The 18466-nt window shown below is 64.4% G+C and carries 17 protein-coding genes; 6 read left to right on the top strand and 11 right to left on the bottom strand.

Going from position 1 to position 18466, the window contains the following annotated elements; all coding sequences use genetic code 11:
- Positions 1–33 precede the first annotated feature (33 nt).
- Genes ACWGPT_RS18005 through ACWGPT_RS17995 form a run of 3 tightly spaced genes read left to right on the top strand, consistent with a single transcriptional unit; the run spans position 34 to position 3859 of the window.
- Entirely contained in the window at positions 34–1011 is a 978-nt protein-coding gene (locus tag ACWGPT_RS18005) for a DMT family transporter (RefSeq protein WP_452607010.1), read from the top strand.
- A complete protein-coding gene (locus ACWGPT_RS18000) occupies positions 1008–2213 on the top strand; it encodes a CaiB/BaiF CoA transferase family protein (protein ID WP_452607009.1) in 1206 nt (401 codons plus the stop codon). Before ACWGPT_RS18005 ends, ACWGPT_RS18000 begins: the two co-directional genes overlap by 4 nt.
- Positions 2210–3859 carry a thiamine pyrophosphate-binding protein gene (locus tag ACWGPT_RS17995; RefSeq protein ID WP_452607008.1) on the top strand — a complete coding sequence of 550 codons (1650 nt, stop codon included), beginning with the start codon at positions 2210–2212 and terminating at the stop codon, positions 3857–3859. Before ACWGPT_RS18000 ends, ACWGPT_RS17995 begins: the two co-directional genes overlap by 4 nt.
- Before the next feature lie 162 nt (positions 3860–4021).
- Here the strand turns inward: ACWGPT_RS17995 and ACWGPT_RS17990 are convergent, their stop codons facing one another.
- The 3 genes from ACWGPT_RS17990 to ACWGPT_RS17980 form a co-directional block, all read right to left on the bottom strand.
- Positions 4022–4363, bottom strand: coding sequence for a RidA family protein (locus ACWGPT_RS17990; RefSeq protein WP_452607007.1), 342 nt, complete (start codon positions 4361–4363; stop codon positions 4022–4024).
- A gap of 62 nt (positions 4364–4425) precedes the next feature.
- Positions 4426–4764, bottom strand: coding sequence for a TIGR01244 family sulfur transferase (locus ACWGPT_RS17985; RefSeq protein WP_452607006.1), 339 nt, complete (start codon positions 4762–4764; stop codon positions 4426–4428).
- A gap of 73 nt (positions 4765–4837) precedes the next feature.
- Entirely contained in the window at positions 4838–5677 is an 840-nt protein-coding gene (locus ACWGPT_RS17980) for a DUF4432 family protein (RefSeq protein ID WP_452607005.1), read from the bottom strand.
- Between the two features lie 188 nt (positions 5678–5865).
- Here ACWGPT_RS17980 and ACWGPT_RS17975 point away from each other — a divergent pair, with 188 nt between their 5' ends.
- On the top strand, positions 5866–7266 hold the full coding sequence (locus tag ACWGPT_RS17975; RefSeq protein ID WP_452607076.1) for a L,D-transpeptidase: 1401 nt from the start codon (positions 5866–5868) through the stop codon (positions 7264–7266).
- A gap of 52 nt (positions 7267–7318) precedes the next feature.
- Here the strand turns inward: ACWGPT_RS17975 and ACWGPT_RS17970 are convergent, their stop codons facing one another.
- The 8 genes from ACWGPT_RS17970 to ACWGPT_RS17935 all read right to left on the bottom strand — a co-directional run bounded on the left by ACWGPT_RS17970 (position 7319) and on the right by ACWGPT_RS17935 (position 16098).
- Complete coding sequence (locus tag ACWGPT_RS17970) at positions 7319–8035, bottom strand: AAA family ATPase (protein ID WP_452607004.1); 717 nt, start codon at positions 8033–8035, stop codon at positions 7319–7321.
- A gap of 203 nt (positions 8036–8238) precedes the next feature.
- Complete coding sequence (locus ACWGPT_RS17965; protein WP_452607003.1) at positions 8239–9384, bottom strand: iron-containing alcohol dehydrogenase; 1146 nt, start codon at positions 9382–9384, stop codon at positions 8239–8241.
- Entirely contained in the window at positions 9381–10766 is a 1386-nt protein-coding gene (locus ACWGPT_RS17960; protein WP_452607002.1) for an aldehyde dehydrogenase family protein, read from the bottom strand. The genes ACWGPT_RS17965 and ACWGPT_RS17960 overlap by 4 nt, the downstream gene beginning before the upstream one ends.
- A gap of 39 nt (positions 10767–10805) precedes the next feature.
- Complete coding sequence (locus ACWGPT_RS17955) at positions 10806–12176, bottom strand: glutamine synthetase family protein (protein ID WP_452607001.1); 1371 nt, start codon at positions 12174–12176, stop codon at positions 10806–10808.
- A gap of 79 nt (positions 12177–12255) precedes the next feature.
- Complete coding sequence (locus ACWGPT_RS17950) at positions 12256–13302, bottom strand: TRAP transporter substrate-binding protein (protein WP_452607000.1); 1047 nt, start codon at positions 13300–13302, stop codon at positions 12256–12258.
- Between the two features lie 99 nt (positions 13303–13401).
- A complete protein-coding gene (locus tag ACWGPT_RS17945; protein ID WP_452606999.1) occupies positions 13402–14727 on the bottom strand; it encodes a TRAP transporter large permease in 1326 nt (441 codons plus the stop codon).
- Entirely contained in the window at positions 14724–15233 is a 510-nt protein-coding gene (locus ACWGPT_RS17940; protein WP_452606998.1) for a TRAP transporter small permease subunit, read from the bottom strand. The genes ACWGPT_RS17945 and ACWGPT_RS17940 overlap by 4 nt, the downstream gene beginning before the upstream one ends.
- A 67-nt stretch (positions 15234–15300) precedes the next feature.
- Complete coding sequence (locus ACWGPT_RS17935; RefSeq protein WP_452607075.1) at positions 15301–16098, bottom strand: N-formylglutamate amidohydrolase; 798 nt, start codon at positions 16096–16098, stop codon at positions 15301–15303.
- Between the two features lie 162 nt (positions 16099–16260).
- On the opposite strand from ACWGPT_RS17935, the gene ACWGPT_RS17930 reads away from it, so the two are divergent.
- Together ACWGPT_RS17930 and ACWGPT_RS17925 are read left to right on the top strand one after the other, a co-directional pair.
- Complete coding sequence (locus tag ACWGPT_RS17930) at positions 16261–17148, top strand: MurR/RpiR family transcriptional regulator (RefSeq protein ID WP_452606997.1); 888 nt, start codon at positions 16261–16263, stop codon at positions 17146–17148.
- 155 nt (positions 17149–17303) lie between these two features.
- A complete protein-coding gene (locus tag ACWGPT_RS17925) occupies positions 17304–18380 on the top strand; it encodes an ABC transporter substrate-binding protein (protein WP_452607074.1) in 1077 nt (358 codons plus the stop codon).
- Positions 18381–18466 lie beyond the last annotated feature (86 nt).

The raw sequence follows: 18466 nt of genomic DNA, 5'->3' as shown, positions 1-18466 counted from the left end.
TCGGGCCTGCCGCATGTCGCAAGAGTGGAAAGCATGACCTCACCGACCGGTGGCCCCGCCACGCCATTCGCACCCACGACGGCGGTCGTGAACGGCCTCCTGCTGATGCTGCTGGCCATGCTGGCGGCACCGCTGATCGATATCTTCTCGAAGCTTGCGACCGACAGCACGTCTCCGACGATGATTACCGCGGCGCGGTTCGTCTTCCAGGCGCTGTTCATGCTGCCCATCGTCCTCTGGCACGGGCTCTGGCGGAACTTCTCCTGGCGGATGAGCGGTTACCACGCGATCCGCGCGGCGATCATCACCGTGTCGATGATCTGCTTCGTGGCGACCCTCGCCGTCATGCCGGTCGCGGACGCGATCGCGATCTTCTTCGTCGAACCCATCATCCTGACCATCCTCGCCAGCATCTTCCTCGGCGAGACGATCGGCTGGCGGCGGTACACGGCCTGCGGCGTCGGCTTCATCGGAGCGATGATCGTTATCCGCCCGAGCTTCGAGGAGGTCGGCCTGATTGCCGTGCTTCCGGTCATCACCGCCTTCTGCGTCGCCGTCTTCGCCCTCATGACCCGGGCGCTGGCGCCGCGCGAGAACCCCTGGGCCATGCAGTTCCAGATGTCCGTCTGGGGAATCCCGATCTGCGCCCTGCTGCTTCTCGCCGGGGACCTGACGGACATCGGCTTCCTTGCCTCCTCGCTGCCCGACCTCACCGTCTCCCTCTGGCTGGTCGGCGTGGGCTTCTTCGCCGCCCTGTCCGGCATCCTCGCGGTCTACGCCTATCGGGTGGCGCCCGCATCCGTTCTTGCGCCGCTCCAGTATTTCGAGATCGTCTCGGCCACCCTCTTCGGCTGGCTCGTCTTCGGTGACTTCCCCGATGCCGTGAAATGGCTCGGCATCTCCATCATCGTCGGCTCCGGCCTCTACATCATCTGGCGCGAACGACGCGTCGCGGCCAAACCAGTAACGACCGCCGAAGCCGCGGTCGCGCCCCGGATAAACATCCCATGACCGAGAATACCCGAAAGAAGCCGCCGCTCGCCGGCATCCGCGTGATCGAGCTTGCCCGCGTGCTCGCGGGCCCCTGGGCCGGGCAGATGCTCGCCGACATGGGCGCCGACGTCATCAAGGTGGAGCATCCGGAGGGGGGCGACGACACCCGCGCCTGGGGCCCCCCCTTCGTGGAGGGCAAGGACGGGACGAACCTGTCCGCCGCCTATTACCACGCGACCAACCGGGGCAAGCGGTCGATCGCCGTCGATCTGAAATCGGCGGAGGGCCAGGAGATCGTCCGCCGGCTGGTGGCGACCGCGGATGTCGTGATCGAGAATTTCAAGCTCGACGGCCTGAAGAAATACGGCCTCGACTACGAAAGCCTCAAGGCGATCAACCCTAGGCTCGTCTACTGCTCCATCACCGGCTTCGGCCAGGACGGGCCCTATGCGAGCCTCGCCGGCTACGACTACATCGTGCAGGGCATGTCGGGGTTCATGTCGATCACCGGCGAGCCCGACGGCCAACCGATGAAGGCGGGCGTGGCGATTGCCGACATCTTCACCGGCATCTACGCGGTGACCGCCATCCAGGCGGCGCTGATCCACGCCATGAGGACGGGCGAAGGACAGCTCGTGGACATGGCCCTCCTGGACGTAATGTCTGCTGTCCTCGCCAACCAGAACATGAACTACCTGATCTCCGGCACCGCCCCGACGCGGCTCGGCAATGCCCATCCGAACATCAGCCCCTATGAGGTCATCCCGGTTTCGGACGGCCATGTCATCCTCGCCGTCGGCAATGACGGACAGTTCCGCCGCTTCTGCCGCATTCTGGGCATTGAGGCGCTCGCCGACGACGAACGCTTCGCGACCAACAAGGCGCGTGTCGCCAACCGGGTCGAGGTGCGGCGCCTGATCCTCGCGGAGACGGAAAAATGGGCGAAGGCGGACCTGCTTGCCGCCTGTGGCGAAAACGCCGTCCCCGCCGGGCCGATCAACTCTATCGCCGAAATGTTCGACGATCCGCAGGTGAAGGCACGCCAACTGCGGGTCGACCTGGAAGCGGAAGACGGGACCGTCATTCCGAGTGTGCGCACGCCGATCGTCCTGTCGGAGACGCCGCTTGCCTACCACCGCCCGAGCCCGGCGCTCGGCCAACATACGGCCGCCGTGCTGGCGGAACTCGAAGAAATCGAAATGAAGGGGAAAGACCGATGAAGACCGGAGGCCAACTGATCGTCGACGCGCTGAAGGCGAACGGCGTCAAGCGCGTATCCTGCGTGCCCGGAGAAAGCTATCTCGCCGTCCTGGACGCGCTCTATGACAGCGGCATCGAGGTTCTGGTCTGCCGCCAGGAAGGCGGCGCCGCGATGATGGCCGACTGCTGGGGCAGGCTGACCGGCGAGCCCGGCATCTGCATGGTCACCCGCGGTCCGGGCGCCACCAACGCCTCTGCCGGCCTTCACATCGCCCGGCAGGATTCGATCCCGATGATCCTCTTCATCGGCCAGGTCCAGCGCGATGCCCGCGAGCGCGAGGCCTTCCAGGAGGTCGAATACCGCCGCGCCTTCACCGAGTTCGCCAAGTGGGTGGGCGAGATCGACGACGCCCGGCGCATCCCCGAATTCGTCACCCGCGCCTTTGCGGTGGCGACTTCCGGACGTCCCGGCCCCGTGGTGCTGACGCTGCCGGAGGACATGCTGGTCGATGAGGTCGAGGCCCCGCAGGCCATGGCCCATACCCCGGTCGAGGCCCATCCCGGCCCGAGCCAGATGAAGCAGTTCGAGGCGATGCTGAAGGAGGCGCAACGACCGATGTTCATCCTCGGCGGCACGCGCTGGAACGCGGAAGCCGTCGCCCGCTTCCAGGAGTTCGCGAGCCGCTTCAAGGTCCCGGTCGGATGTTCCTTCCGCCGGCAGATGCTGTTCGACCACATGCATCCGAGCTACGCCGGCGACGTCGGGATCGGCATCAATCCGGCGCTCGCCAAGGAGATAAAGGAGTCCGACCTCCTCGTCCTCGTCGGCGCCCGCATGTCGGAAATGCCGTCTTCGAGCTACACGCTGATCGATATCCCCTACCCCTCGCAGAAGCTCGTCCACGTCTATCCCGACCCCGAGGAACTCGGCCGCATCTACCGTCCGGATCTCGCCATCTGCGCCGCACCTGCGGAATTCAGCGTCGCCCTCGAGGCGCTCGAGCCGCCGGCTCTGCCTCTCTGGGCCGAACGGAAGTCGGCCATGCACGACGCCTACCTGAAGTGGTCGACGCCGCCGCGGACGGGACCGGGCGCAGTCCAGATGGGACCGATCATGGAGTGGATCGAGGCCAATACCCCGCAGGACGCGATCTTCACCAACGGTGCCGGCAACTACGCCACCTGGGTGCACCGCTTCCACCGCTTCCGCCGCTACAACACCCAGGCGGCCCCGACCTCCGGCTCGATGGGCTACGGCCTGCCGGCCGCCGTGGCCGCCAAGCAGCTGTTTCCGGAGCGCGAGGTGATCTGCTTTGCCGGCGACGGCTGCTTCATGATGCACGGCCAGGAGTTCATCACCGCGGTACGCTACAACCTGCCGATCATCACCGTACTCGTCAACAACGGCACCTATGGCACGATCCGCATGCACCAGGAGCGTGACTATCCCGGCCGCGTCAGCGCAACCGACCTCGTCAACCCGGACTTCGTCGCCTTCGCCGAGGCCTATGGCGGGCACGGGGAGCTGGTGGCGCGGACGGAAGACTTCGCGCCCGCCTTCGAGCGTGCACGCCGGAGCGGCAAACCCGCGATCATCGAGGTGAGGCTGGATGCGGAAGCGATCACCCCGACCCGGACTCTCACGCAGATTCGGGAGAAGGCGTAGGGGCCTTGCCCCACGAGGCGTAGGGATTGCCCCTCACCCTAGCCCTCTCCCCGCATGCGGGGAGAGGTGACGTGCCCCAAGCTATCCGGCCGAAACGGTATGGCATAGCCCTTCTCCCCGCATGCGGGGAGAAGGTGCCGGCAGGCGGATGAGGGGCACCCCTCAGATCGCGGCGACGACCGTGAATTCGACCTTGTACTTCGGGGCGGCCAGCTTGGCTTCGCTCGTGGCGCGGGCCGGCGTGTTCGCCGGGTCGACCCAGGCTTCCCACACGGCATTCATCTCGGCGAAATAGGCCATGTCGGAGAGGTAGATCAGCGTCTGCAGGATCTTCGACTTGTCGGAGCCTGCGGCAGCCAGAAGGCGGTCAACTTCGCGCAGCGCGTATTCGCACTGTTCCTTCACGGTCTCGCCTTCGCCGACCTGGCCGGAGAGGTAGACGGTGTTGCCATGGACGACGGCGCCGCTCATGCGGGCACCGGTTTCGATGCGCTTGATGCTCATAAATGCTCCTGGAAATGTTCGAGCTGCTGATGTTGGCCGACACTCAGCCGGCCGCGGGAAACCTAGCCGCGCAGGTGCTGGCTCTTTTCGTAGATGGCGGTCGAACGGGCGCCGGAACGGCAATAGCCGAGCATGGGCCGCGGCAGTTCGTCGAGGGCGTCGACCATGCCGTTCACAGCCTCCGCATCGACGCCCATGCGGCCCACGGGCACATGACGGATCTCAAGGCCAAGCTCGGCTGCGCGGGCGGCGATCTCGGAAAATTCCGGCTGTCCCGGTTCTTCCTCGTCCGGCCGATTGCAGACGAGAGACTTGAACCCCATGGCCTTGATCTGGTCGAGATCCTCGACCCGGATCTGTCCGGTCACGGCATATTCGTCGTTGATCTGGCGGATATCCATGCGCTTCTTCCTCCGGCTCGTTGTCTGGGTGATCCCTTACGCCGCAGCCGGCAGGGCGTCAATCGACGCAGGCTCAGACGAAGGAGAAGCGCAGTCCGTAGTCGATGCTCTCGCCGGGCTTCAGCGACTGCAGTTCCCCGCGCTCCGCGAGCTCCTGGCGTCCGACCCAGCGGTGCGAGACCGGCTCTATGCCGAGCACATGCGCCGGAGCCTGCTGGTTGCGCCAGATCTGCAGCCACGGAAGCGTGTCTGTGCGGAACTTCACCCTCAGCGTCAGCCCGCCGATCGCCGCGATCGGACCAAGGGCGATTTCCGCCCAGTCCTCGCCCTCGCGCGCCGCCGGCACGCAGAAGACGCCGCCCGGATCCTCGCCGAAATTCCAGGGCAGGCTGCCCTCGTCGATCATCTGCCCGGTGAGCCGCACCTCGCCGTCGAACAGCCAGGCCCCGATGTTCATGTGATACATGTGGAGCGGGGGAAAGGCCCTGGTTCCGGTATTGGTGAGGCGGTCGGCAAGACAGACTTCGCCTGTCTCCCCGTCGATGCGCCAGTGACGTTCGAGAAGCGCCGAGCCGCCGTCGGCAAGCGCGACCGGGACCCTCGCCCGACACTCCGCATTGCCGTCTTGGCAATCCCAGAACATCAGTTCCGCCGGGTGGGAGGAGAAGGAACCGTGCAGCGGGTACCTTCCCTTGTCTTCCCGGCCCGGGATCGGTTCGGGATGGCGGATGTGGTCGGGCCCGCAGGTGAACAGGAAACCCTCCAGCGAGTGATCGATGCGCGGATCGCCGTCGTCCGGGATGGCGCGACCCGGCGCAAGATCGACGGTGCCGATGAAGCACGAGCCGATGTCGAGCACCGAAGTTTCGTCCAGCAGGATGCGGGGGCCTGCGGCAGCGGAGAAGACCTTCATGTCAGTACTCCAGATTCCGGAACGTCTCCGTGACAAGAACGTGATCGAATATTAACGCCACGTTCAGGACGAATTCACCTTTTTCACACTAGCGTCGAAATTCGCTTGTCTGAGAGACAACGCGTCGGCCGGAACGTTTGGCCGATTCGTTGATTTCTTCCATGTTCAACAAGAAGGTCGGTGACAACGTGAAACGGCTCCTTACCGCTGGTCTCGGTCTAGCAGTCCTCGTGGCGCAGGGCGCCTCGACGACCTCCGTGGTCTCGGCCCAGTCCATCTACGATCCCTACGCCACCGATACGCTTCTTGTCGCTCCCGACGGCAGCATACTGGATTATGTCCCCGAAGACGGCGAGGTCGTGGTAACCCGCGACCGCAGGGGACGCCGGATACTCATCGACCGCTATGGCGAGGTCATCGCCACCGAAGTTCAGCGCGGCGGCTACCAGTCCGGCAGCATCGACCGCTATCCGCCGCCGCCTTCCGACTACCGCCGCCAGCGGGATACCGCCGGATATCGCGATTACCGCGAATACCGTCATGGCGAGCCGGGATACGAGGACCGGGGCGAACCCGGCGAGTTCACCGGCACCATTCCGGGCCCGGGATCGATCACCCGCCTGCCGCTCGAGGACCAGCCCTTCCCGGGCGACGAGCCCCGGGACGACTACGCCTCGATAGAGCGTGATCAGCAGCCCGCAATGCCGCTTGAACCCGAAAAGCCGATCATCGCGGTGACCAAGAAGCCGCAGGCGGAGATCGCCGCGCTGCAGGTCTTCCTCGACCGCGAAGGGATTTCCCCCGGCGTCATCGACGGCCATCTCGGCGACAACGTCAACAAGGCGATCGCCGCCTGGCAGGAGATGACCGGCGAGACGCTCGACCCCAACAATTCCGAGGACATCCTGCAGCGGCTCGCCTATTCCGGCGGCCTGCCGATCGTCGACTACACGATCACGGCCGCCGATGCCGCAGGCCCGTTCGTCGCGGCCATTCCCGACGATTACGGCCAGAAGGCGCAGATGCCGGCCATGTCCTATACCTCGACCAGCGAGAAGCTCGCCGAGCAGTTCCACATGGACGAGAGCTACCTGAAGGCGCTGAACCCGGGCAAGGATTTCTCCATTCCGGGCACGATCATCAAGGTCGTCAATCCCGGCCAGCCGAAGAAGGGCAATGTCGCGCGCATCGTCGCCGACAAGAGCAAGAAGCAGATCTTCGCCTATGGCGAGGACGGCGGATTGATCGCCGCCTACCCCGCGACGATCGGCTCGACCGACACCCCCTCGCCAACCGGCACCCACGCCGTGCAGCGGATCGCGCTGGACCCCGGCTACACCTACAATCCGAAGGTGAACTTCAAGCAGGGCGACAACGACCAGATCCTGCAGATCCCGCCGGGACCGAACGGGCCCGTGGGCACGGTCTGGATCGCGCTTTCCAAGCCGAGCTACGGCATTCACGGCACCCCGGAACCGTCGAAGATCGGCAAGACCAACAGCCACGGCTGCATCCGGCTGACCAACTGGGACGCGACCGAACTGGCCAAGATGGTCAAGCCCGGCGTCACCGTCGAGTTCGTGGAATAGAAAAAGGCGCCAGCGGGCGCCTTTTCCTTTGGGAAGAGGTCTTACGATCAGTTCAGGCTGCCAAGCGTCCTGAGGCGACCGGCCGCGATTTTCCCGAGCGGACGACCCTGGCCGGCATCAGGCGGACGACTTCCTGGGCGAAGGCGGACGCATTTCCCCGCGCCTTCTCGAGGTTGCTGACCCTGGCGACATCGAGCGTGCGTAGCGTGCCGCCCGTCTCGAAGAGTTCCTTGAAGGCGTTGCGCTCGCCGATCGGGGTATTCAGGACATTGACCCCGCGCGCGGCGAGAAGCCCCTTGATCGCAAGCAGCGCCTTGGTGGTGACCATCGAGCTGACCCGGGTCAGCACCACCGAATGGGCGATCGAGAGGTTCGCCTTCTGCTTCATCAGGGCAAGGAGATCGAGGATCTGCGCCGCGCCCTTGGCGTCCATGGCCGAGCCCTGGACGGGGATCATCACGTGATCGGAAAGACCGATCGCCGTCGTTACCAGTGCGTCCCTTGCACCGGCCAGGTCGATGACGAAGAAATCCACCTGCCCCGCCATTTCCCGCAGGTGACACTGCAGCGAGGCGACGGACACTTCCGAGATGACCTCCACATTGGGGACGGGACCGGAAATTTCGGCCCACTGGGTGATCCACTGCTGCGGATCGCAATCGATGATTGCCACGCGATGACCCTGATGAGCGAGTTCGGTCGCGAGCAGAAGTGCAGCGGTGGTCTTTCCGGCACCGCCCTTGGCATTTGCAAAGGATATTACGGGCATTCTCGATCCTTGAAGGGCATGAGCCGCATCGCTCAGATGCGCACCTGGGAAGCATGGTGCATGGGCGTCATCCTTGCTTAATCATGGTTAACAAATCGTAAATCTTCAGGGTCGATCAGGGTCCAGACCTCTCCCGTCGCGCCATGAAAAAGGCCCCGGAGCGCAAGCTATGGGGCCTTCGTCTGCGCGGCTTGGCTGCGCGTTCAGAAGCAGTCGACAAAGAGCTTTCGGGTATTCTCCAGTGTCATCGGAACCGGGTTGCCGCCGCAGCTCGGATCCTCGATCGCCATGGCGGCAAGCTCGTCGATTCGGTCCTGCTTGATGCCCATGGCCGTCAGGTTTTCCGGCACGCCGAGTTGCGAGCGCAGGGACAGGACATAGTCGTAGAAGCCGTCGAAACCGCCCGCGATGCCGAGATAGGCGGACGCGCGCTCGATCTTCTCCTCGATAGCCGGGCGGTTGAAGCGCAGCACCGGCGGCATGACGACCGCGTTGGTCATGCCGTGATGGGTGTTGTAGACCGCCCCGATCGGATGCGAGAGCGCATGGATCGCGCCGAGCCCCTTCTGGAAGGCCACCGCCCCCATGGCGGCCGCGGCCATCATGTTGGTCCGCGCCTCGATATCGGTGCCGTCACTATAAGCGCGCGGCAGGAATTCCTTCACCAGCCGCATGCCTTCGAGCGCGATCCCCTGGCTCATCGGGTGGTAGAAGGGAGAGCAATAGGCTTCCAGGCAGTGCGCGAAGGCATCCATGCCCGTTCCGGCGGTGATTACCTTCGGCATGCCGACCGTGAGTTCCGGATCGGCGATCACCACGCCCGGCAGGAACTTCGGGTGGAAGATGATCTTCTTGACGTGCGTTTCGGAATTGGTGATCACCGAGGCGCGCCCGACTTCCGAGCCCGTGCCCGCCGTCGTCGGCACGGCGACGATCGGAGCGATGCCGTCCGTCTTCGCGCGCGTCCACCAGTCGCCGATATCCTCGAAATCCCAGACGGGGCGGGTCTGGCCGACCATGAAGGCGACGGCCTTGCCGAGATCGAGGCCGGAGCCGCCGCCGAAGGCCACCACGCCGTCATGCCCGCCGTCGCGGAACGCCTTCACGCCCGCCTCGAGGTTCTTCTCGTTGGGGTTCGGATCGACATCCGCAAAGATCGCCCGGCCTAAGCCGGCTGCATCGAGGATGTCGAGCGCTTTCTGCGTGATCGCCATCGAGGCCAGTCCCCGGTCGGTGACAAGCAGCGGCTTCCTCATGCCGAGCGACTTGCAGGCCTCCGCCAGTTCCTTGATCCGGCCCCCGCCGAGCTTGACGGCGGTCGGGTAGCTCCAGTTCGCGACGATGTTCATTTCGTGACTTTCTTCAGGTGATAGGACTTGGGTCTGGTGAGGTTCTGGAAGCCGAGGACGGAAAGCGAGCCGCCGCGGCCGGTTTCCTTGACGCCCGTCCAGCAGAGCGCCGGATCGAGGTAGTCGGCCCGGTTCATGAACACGGTCCCGGTCTCGATCTCGCGGCCGATCCGCCCTGCCCGCTCTGCATCCTGCGTCCAGAGCGATGCGGTCAGCCCGTACCGGCTGTCGTTCATCAGCGCGATCGCCTCCTCGTCGCCCTTGACCTTCATGATGCCGACGGCGGGACCGAAGGTCTCCTCTGTCATGAAGGCCATGGAATGATCGACGTCGACGAGGACCTGCGGCGCGAGATAGGCGCCGCCATCGTCGGCGGGAAAGAGTTTCGGGTCGACGAGTGCCCTGGCACCGCGCGACACCGCGTCGGCGATCTGCTCGCGCACGACCTTGGCGAAGCGCTTGTTCGCCATCGGTCCGAGTGTCGTCTCCTGCTCCAGCGGATTGCCGAGCTTGTAGTTCGAGACCCAGGCGACCGACTTCTCGACAAACTGGTCGTAGAGCGATTCGTGCACATAGATGCGCTCGATGCCGCAGCAGCACTGGCCCGAGTTATAGGTGGCGCCGTCCATCAGCGTATCGACGGCAGCGTCGAGATCGGCGTCCTCCATCACGTAGCCCGGGTCCTTGCCGCCGAGTTCGAGGCCGAGCCCGGCAAAGGTTCCGGCCGCTGCCCGTTCGATTGAACGCCCGCCTTCGACCGAGCCCGTAAAGTTGATGAAGTTGAACTTTCCCGCGGAAATCAGCGCGGCTGTCGTCTCGTGATCGAGGAAGAGGTTGATGAAGACGTCCTCCGGCACGCCCGCTTCCACGAAGGCCCGCACCAGCCGCTCGCCGACGAGCAGCGTCTGCGAGGCGTGCTTGATGACCACGGTATTGCCGGCCATCAGCGCCGGCGCCACCGTGTTGATCGCAGTCATGTAGGGGTAGTTCCACGGGGCGATGACGAAGACGACGCCGTGCGGCTCGCGCTCGATCCGGCGCTCGAAGCTGTTGCTTTCCTCGACCACCATCGGCGCCAGCGCATCGGCCGCGATCGAGGCAACGTAGTTGGAGCGTTCGTTGAAGCCCTTGAACTCGCCGCCGTAGCGCACCGGCCGCCCCATCATCCAGGCGAGTTCCGGCACCACCTCGTCGGCCATTTCGTTCAGGCGGGCGACCCCCTTGAGGACGAGCTGCACACGCTCCTCGAGCGGCCGCCTCGCCCAGTCCTTCTGCGCCTTGCGGGCACGGTCGATCGCCGCCGAAGCCTCGTCGAAGCCCATGGCCTTCCGCTCGGCATAGACCGAGCCGTCGACCGGCGAAATGCATTGGATCATGGTCATGATCACTTCCTGTCGTTTTATGATCTTGTTGGTCGAGCCCTAGGCCCTTTCGAAGCCCCGCGCCACTTCCCAGTCGGTGATGCGGCGATCGTATTCCTCCTGCTCCCACTGCGCCGCGCGGGTATAGTGGTCTATGACGTCGTCGCCGAAGGCGGCGCGCAGCATGGCCGAACCGGACATCAGCGCCGTCGCGTCCCGGAGCGTGTGCGGTATCTCGCGGATATCCCGGCCGCCATAGGCATCGCCGACGAAGGCCGGTTCGAGTTCCATCTCCTTCTCGATCCCGTCTATGCCGGCGGCGAGCAGCGCGGCCATGGCGAGGTAGGGGTTGAGATCGGAGCCTCCGACCCGGCATTCGATGCGGATGCCCTTCGTCGAATCGCCGCAGAGACGATACCCGGCCGTGCGGTTGTCCTTCGACCAGACCGCCTTGGTGGGCGCGAACGTGCCGGCCATGAAGCGCTTGTAGGAGTTGATGTAAGGGGCGAGGAAGTAGGTGATCTCGCCGGCATGGGCGAGAAGGCCCGCCACGTAGTGCCTCATCGTCTGCGACATGCCGTGCTCGCCATCCGCGTCGAAGAAGAGCGGCTTCTTGCCGTCCGCGCTCCAGAGCGACTGGTGGATGTGGGAGGACGAACCGGCGGCGGTGTAGTTCCACTTGGCGAGGAAGGTGATCGCCTTGCCCTTCGACCAGGCGATTTCCTTGCAGCCGTTCTTGATGATCGCGTGGCGGTCGGCCATGGTCAGAGCGTCCGCGTACCGGACGTTTATTTCCTCCTGGCCGGCCGAGGCCTCCCCCTTGGAATTCTCGACGGGGATGCCGGCGCCCTGCAACCCGTTGCGGATGGCCCGCATCACCTCCTCTTCCTTGCTGGTCTGGAAGATGTGGTAGTCCTCGTTATAGGCGCTGGCGAGCTTGAGGTTGCGATAGCCGGACGCATGCGCCTGCTCGTAGGTCTGGTCGAACAGGAAGAATTCCAGCTCGGTGGCCATGAAGGCCTTCATGCCCATCGCCTCGAGACGGGCGACCTGCTTCTTCAGGATGGCGCGGGGCGAATGCGGCACTTCCTCATGGGTGTGGTGGTCCAGCACGTCGCAGAGCACCAGCGCCGTCCCCTCCAGCCAGGGAATGCGCCGAAGCGTCGTGAGGTCGGGCTTCATCGTGTAGTCGCCATAGCCCTTTTCCCAGCTGGTCGCCTTGTAGCCGGAAATGGTCTCCATCTCCATGTCGGTCGCCAGAAGGTAATTGCAGCTGTGGGTTTCCTCATAGGCTCCCTCGACGAAGAACTGCGCCTGGAAGCGCTTTCCCATCAGGCGGCCCTGCATGTCCACGAGGCAGGCGAGCACGGTATCGATCCGACCGTCGGCAACGTCGCGTTTCAGGTCGTCAAGGCTGTAGGTGGCGGTCATGAAGGCTTCCATCGGGATGAACACTGGAGAATGGCGGGCCGCACCCATGTTTCTGGGCGCGACCCCGCTTCTGTGCATGTCAGCTGTAGCGGTACGGGGGGCCGGCCTTTGCCATCGTCTCGCGATAGGCCTTGAGTATCTCGACGACCTTGCCGCAGCGGGGGCTGGTCGCGGCGACCTCGTCCCAGAACTTGAGCGCCTCGTCTTCCACCGTCTTCCATTCCGCCTCGGGAATGGTGGTGAGCTCGAGCTTGGTCCCTTCGGTGCGAAGTTGCGCCTCGCCGCCCCAGTACCAGTATTGCCGGTAGTAGTGCGAGGAATCCATCGTCAGTTTGAACAGCTCCTTGAGATTGTCCGGCACCTCGTTCCAGCGGTCGGCATTGGCGAAGAAGGAGCCGCACCACGCGCCGGAAATGTTGTTCGTCAGGAAGTACTTCGTGACGTCCGCCCAGCCGACCGTGTAGTCCTCGGTGATGCCCGACCAGGCGATCCCGTCGATCTCGCCGGTCTGCATGGCGACCTGGACGTCTTCCCACGGAAGCGTCACCGGCACGACGCCGAAGCGGGTGAGGAACTGTCCGGCCGTCGGGAAGGTGAATATCCGCAGCCCCTTCAGGTCCTCGAGGCTCTTCAGCGGTTTGTTGGTGGCGAAATTGCAGGGGTCCCAGGCACCCGCCGACAGCCACTTCACGCCGACCTCGTTATAGGCCTCCTCCCAGATATCCTTCAGCCCGTACTGGTGAAACAGCGTCGGGACGTCGAGGCTGTAGCGCGAGGCGAAGGGGAAATAGCCCCCGAACACCTTGATATCGACCGGCGAATTCATTGAGTCGTCGTCCGACTGCACCGCGTCGATCGTGCCCGCCTGCATGGCGCGGAAGAGTTCTCCGGTCGGAACGAGCTGGTCGGCCGTGTAGAGTTCGATCTCCATCTGGCCGGCGGCGATCTTGTTGAAACTGTCGATTGCCGGCCTGATCACGTGCTCGGCGAGTGCCGGCCCCGCATAGGTCTGTAGCCTCCAGCGGATGGGCGCCTGCGCCCTGACATGGGGCGCGGCGAGGATGGCCGGTCCGGCCGCGGCGGCGGTGATACCGGCCTTCTTCAGGAATTCTCGTCTGTTGGTCATGTCTGTTCCCTCTGTTGTTGATTGATCCAGTCACGCCACGCCGCGCCAACGGCGGGTAAGAAAGGCCCGTGTCCCGGGCTCTTGTCGGTATGTCGGGGGTCAGCCGCGGACACTGATCTGCTCCGGCAGCCAGAGTGCGATTTGCGGGAAGGCCATGATGATGGCGAGGCCGATCATCATCACCATCACGAACGGCCAGACGGACCGGTAGATGTCGGCGAGCGAAATCTCCGGCGGCGCCATGGCCCGCATCAGGAAGAGATTGTAGCCGAACGGCGGCGTCATGTAGGAGATCTGGCAGGTGATCGTGTAGAGCACGCCGTACCAGATGAGGTCGAAGCCGAGCTTTCCGACCAGCGGGATGTAGAGCGGCGCGACGATGACCAGCATGGCGGTATCGTCCAGGAACATGCCCATCAGGATGAAGGAGAGCTGCATGATGATCAGGATCGTCCATGGCGACAGGCCCCAGTCATTGATCAGCAGGCCCTCGATCGCCCGCACCGCACCCAGCCCGTCGAAGACCGCGCCGAAGCAGAGGGCGGCGAGGATGATCCACATGAACATGCACGAGATGCCGAGCGTCTGCTCGATCGTCCGGGTCAGAACGCCGTTGCCGAGCCGGCCCTTGAAGGCGGCGACGACGAGGGCGGAAAGGGCGCCGACCGCCGAGCTTTCCACCAGGCTCGTATAGCCCATCAGGAAAAGCCCCATCATCAGGAAGAAGATGAGGAAGGGCAGTATCCCGGCCCGGAGCAGCTTCAGCTTCTCCGCCAGCGGCAGGTCGCGCTCCTCCTTCGGAAGCACGGGCCCGAGCGCCGGGTTGAAATGGCAGCGGATCACGATGTAGAGCGCAAACAGCGCCGCAAGCAGCAGGCCGGGAAACACGCCGGCGAGCCAGAGCTGGCCGACCGGCTGGCGGGCGATCATCCCGTAGAGGACCAGCACGACGCTCGGCGGCACGAGGATCCCGAGCGAACTGCCGGCCTGGATGACGCCGGACACCATCGTCTTGTCGTAGCCGCGCTTCAGCAGTTCCGGAAGCGCGATGGTGGCGCCGATGGCCATGCCGGCCACCGACAGGCCGTTCATGGCTGAAATGATGACCATCAGCCCGATCGTGCCGAGCGCCAGGCCGCCCCTGAGGCCGCCCATCCACACGTGGAAGGCCTTGTATAGGTCCTCCGCGATCCCGGATTCCGACAGCAGGTATCCCATGAAGATGAACATCGGCAGCGTCAGCAGCGGATACCACTTCATCAGCTTCATCGCCGCCGCGAAGCCCATCTCGAAGCCGCCGTTCCCCCACAGGATCGCGGCCGCGACGACGCCCACGAAGCCGATCACGGCAAAGACGCGCTGCCCCGTCAGCATGCTGAGCAGCATGGACGAGAACATGAAGAGGATGATCATTTCCGCGCTCATGCCAACGGCCTCCCGACGGCGACGGCGAGATCCTTGATGAAGATCGAGGTCGCCTGGAGGAAGGTGAGGAAGATGCCGATGACCATGATGATCTTGATCGGCGCCATGTACGGAGACCAGGAGGAATAGCTCGTCTCGTTGTACTGAAGGGCGTAAGTCGTGCTGGAAACGCCGCCATAGAGGAGGAAGAAGAGGTAGACGAAGAGCATGAAGATGGTGACCACGTCCACCATCGCCTTGGCCTTCGGCGACCAGCGGCCATAGGCAAGGTCCATCCGCACGTGGGAATCGAGCTGCAGGGAATAGGCGCCGCCGAGCAGGTAATAGGCGGCCATGACGAACTGGGCCATTTCGAGGGTCCAGAGCGAAGGCAGGAAGAAGGACTTCGAGACGGAGGACCACAGCAGGATCCCCATCATCACGAAGATCAGATACATGGTTACGCGCCCGACGCCGCGGTTGAAGCGGTCGACGACGCGGACATAGGTCTTCAGGGCGTCAGGCATCGGCGCCCGCCGCGGCTAGTATGACGTGATAGCGCACCCTTTCATTCTCCCAGTCCGTTCCACCTCTTCAATCGCCGCCATCATTGTTGTTCTTGGTCAGCGTATCGATGCTCTTTCTCAGCAGGTCGCCGAGGAAATCCGCCGCCGCGCCCTGCCCCGTTTCATCGGCGATCAGGTCGTTGCGGATCTCGATCATCACGTTCAGGAGCCCGCCAGGCAAGGCGTGAAGTTCGAGCGTATGGGTCACGCCGTCGGCGGGACCGTAGGGTTCGTTGCGCTCCACCCTGTAGGGACCCGCATGGCCTGCCGCTTCCAGCATCGCATCGGCGAGCCGGCTGTCCCGATCGTGCAGGATGCCGATCTCGACCGCGCGCTGCCTGCCGAAGTAGACGGGCGTGAAGCTGTGAACCGTGACCAGCACCGTCTCAATTCCCTTCGCCTGCCGCGTCGCGATCTCCTCGCGGATGGCGCCCTGGAACGGCAGGTAGAGCGACGCGGTGCGCAGGGTTTTCTCCGCCGCAGACAGGTTCTCGTTGCCCGGAATGCGGAAGATCTCGCTCACATCCCGCATCGCCGCCGGCGATTCCGGCGGCCGGTTGCAGTCGTAGACGAGGCGGGAAAAGCGCTGGAAGATGAGGGTGGCGTCGAGCCGCTTCGACATCAGCCGCGCAACGGCGAGCGCGCCGGGGTCCCAGGCGATATGCGAGGCGAGCGCGTCCTCTGAAAGTCCAAGGGTTCCGTAGCGCTTCGGCAGCCGGCGCGAGGCGTGCTCGCAGACGAGGAGAACCTCGCCCCGTCCCCTTGGGTTCTCCACCGCAACCGGCTCGCCGTCACTTTCCGCGAAGAATGTCGTTTCGGCCAGCATGTCGTCCGGAGCGCAAGCGTGGAACACGGAGAAAAGAATTCTTCATCTTTTGCCTGGCGTCAATGCAGTTCTGAAAATTTCTCTTCAAGGGCCGCATTGACTCGCCCCGCGAAAGAGGGATTAATCCGATCAACCGGCGAAGACCGGAAGGGAACAGCATCAGTGCCAACCGCCGCACGCACCGTCTCGGATGTCATCCGCACCCGCTACGACAGCCTGACGCGCGCCGAAAAGCAGCTGGCCGACAGGATCTTGGAGAATTATCCGGTGTCCGGCCTGGGGAGCATCACGACGATTGCGGAGAGCGCCGGCGTTTCGACGCCGACGGTTGCCCGCATGGTGCAGAAGCTCGGCTTCAAGGGATATCCGGAATTCCAGTCTCACCTGCACCACGAGCTCGAGGAAACGATCTCCAACCCGATCGCCAAGCATGATCGCTGGGCGCTGAACGCGCCAGGCACGCACATCCTCAACCGCTTCGCGGACGCCGTCACCGCCAACCTCAGGGACACCCTGTCCGCGCTGGACACGAAGACCTTCGAGGGTGCCGCCGCGCTGCTGGGCGATCTCGACCGCAGCGTCTATTTCGTCGGGGGCCGCATCACCGGGTCGCTTGCGGAATACTTCTTCACCCACATGCAGGTCATCCGTCCGAAGACGACGCTGATCTCGACCAATTCGAGTTCCTGGCCCCAGCATGTGCTGAACATGAACCGCGGCGACGTGCTGGTGATCTTCGACATCCGCCGCTACGAGCAGGAGATGGCGACCCTGGCGGAGGTCGCCACCCAGAACGGCGTCATCATCGTCCTGATCACCGATATCTGGGCATCCCCCGTCGCCAAGCATGCCCGCCACACCTTCCGCGTCCGGATCGAGGCGCCGAGCGCCTGGGACTCCTCCGTCGTCACCCTGTTCCTCGTCGAGGCGCTGATCGAGGCCGTGCAGAGCGCCACCTGGGACAGGACCCGCGAGCGCATGACCTCCCTCGAAGACCTCTTCGAGCAGTCGCGGCTCTTCCGCCGCCCGCACCGGCACAAAATGGAATAACCGGCCGCGAAATGCCCGCCGCACGGAATACCAAAGAGGAATACCCGGCCTAGCAGACTGTCACATACCGTACATGAACCGGCTCTACGAGTCGCCGCAACACGACCAAACCCCAGGAGGATATCGTGCTCGACAGGACCCACCGCCTTCTTTCCATGACGACCGCCGTCGTCATCGCATCGACCAGCCTCGCCTACGCCGAACCGAGCGCGGAGCTGATCGAGGCCGCGAAGAAGGAAGGCATGCTGACCACCATCGCCCTGCCCCACAGCTGGTGCGGCTACGGCGACGTCATCGCCGGCTTCAAGGCCAAGTATCCGGAAATCCAGGTCAACGAACTGAACCCGGACGCCGGTTCGGCCGATGAGGTGGAAGCCATCAAGGCGAACAAGGACAACAAGGGACCGCAGGCCCCGGACGTCATCGACGTCGGTCTCTCCTTCGGTCCGCAGATGAAGGAAGAAGGCCTCCTGCAGCCCTACAAGGTCTCGACCTGGGACGAAATCCCGGACGAGGTCAAGGATGCCGACGGCCACTGGTACGGCGATTACTACGGCGTTCTCTCCTTCATCGTGAACAAGGACATGGTCGAGACCGTGCCGCAGGACTGGGCCGACCTCCTGAAGCCGGAATATGCCGGCCAGGTGGCGCTTGCCGGCGACCCGCGCGCGTCCAACCAGGCAATCCTCGCCGTCCTCGCGGCAGGCCTTTCCAAGGGCGCCAAGTCCGGCGAGGACGCCGGCAAGGCCGGTCTCGAATACTTTGCGGAACTGAACAAGGCCGGCAACTTCGTTCCGGTCATCGCCAAGGCCGGCACGATCGCGCAGGGCGCAACGCCGATCGCGATCGCCTGGGACTACAACGCCCTCGCCTGGCGCGACGAGCTCAAGGACAACCCGCCGGTCGAGGTCGTCGTTCCGAAGACGGGCGTGCTCGCCGGCGTCTACGTCCAGGGGATTTCCGCCTATGCGCCGCATCCGAATGCCGCAAAGCTGTGGATGGAATACCTCTATTCCGACGAGGGCCAGAACCTCTGGCTGAAGGGCTACTGCCACCCGGCCCGCTTCAACGCCATGGCCAAGGCCGGCAAGATCCCGCAGGAGCTCCTGGACGCCCTGCCGCCGGCTGAAAGCTACGAGGCCGCCGTCTTCCCGACGGTCGAGGAGCAGAATGCCAACAAGGCCGCCGTCACCGGCAGCTGGGACGGCGTCGTCGGCGCCAACGTCCAGTAAGCAGCCTTCGCCACGCAGGTCCGGCCCGAACCTCTCGGGCCGGGCTTGCCATCTCGGCTCCACTCGCCGTACTTTCGCCACCAATC

Source organism: Pseudorhizobium sp. NPDC055634 (assembly GCF_053618655.1).
Note: the sequence above shows the minus strand (reverse complement) of the source record. Positions and strands in the feature narration are given on the sequence as shown.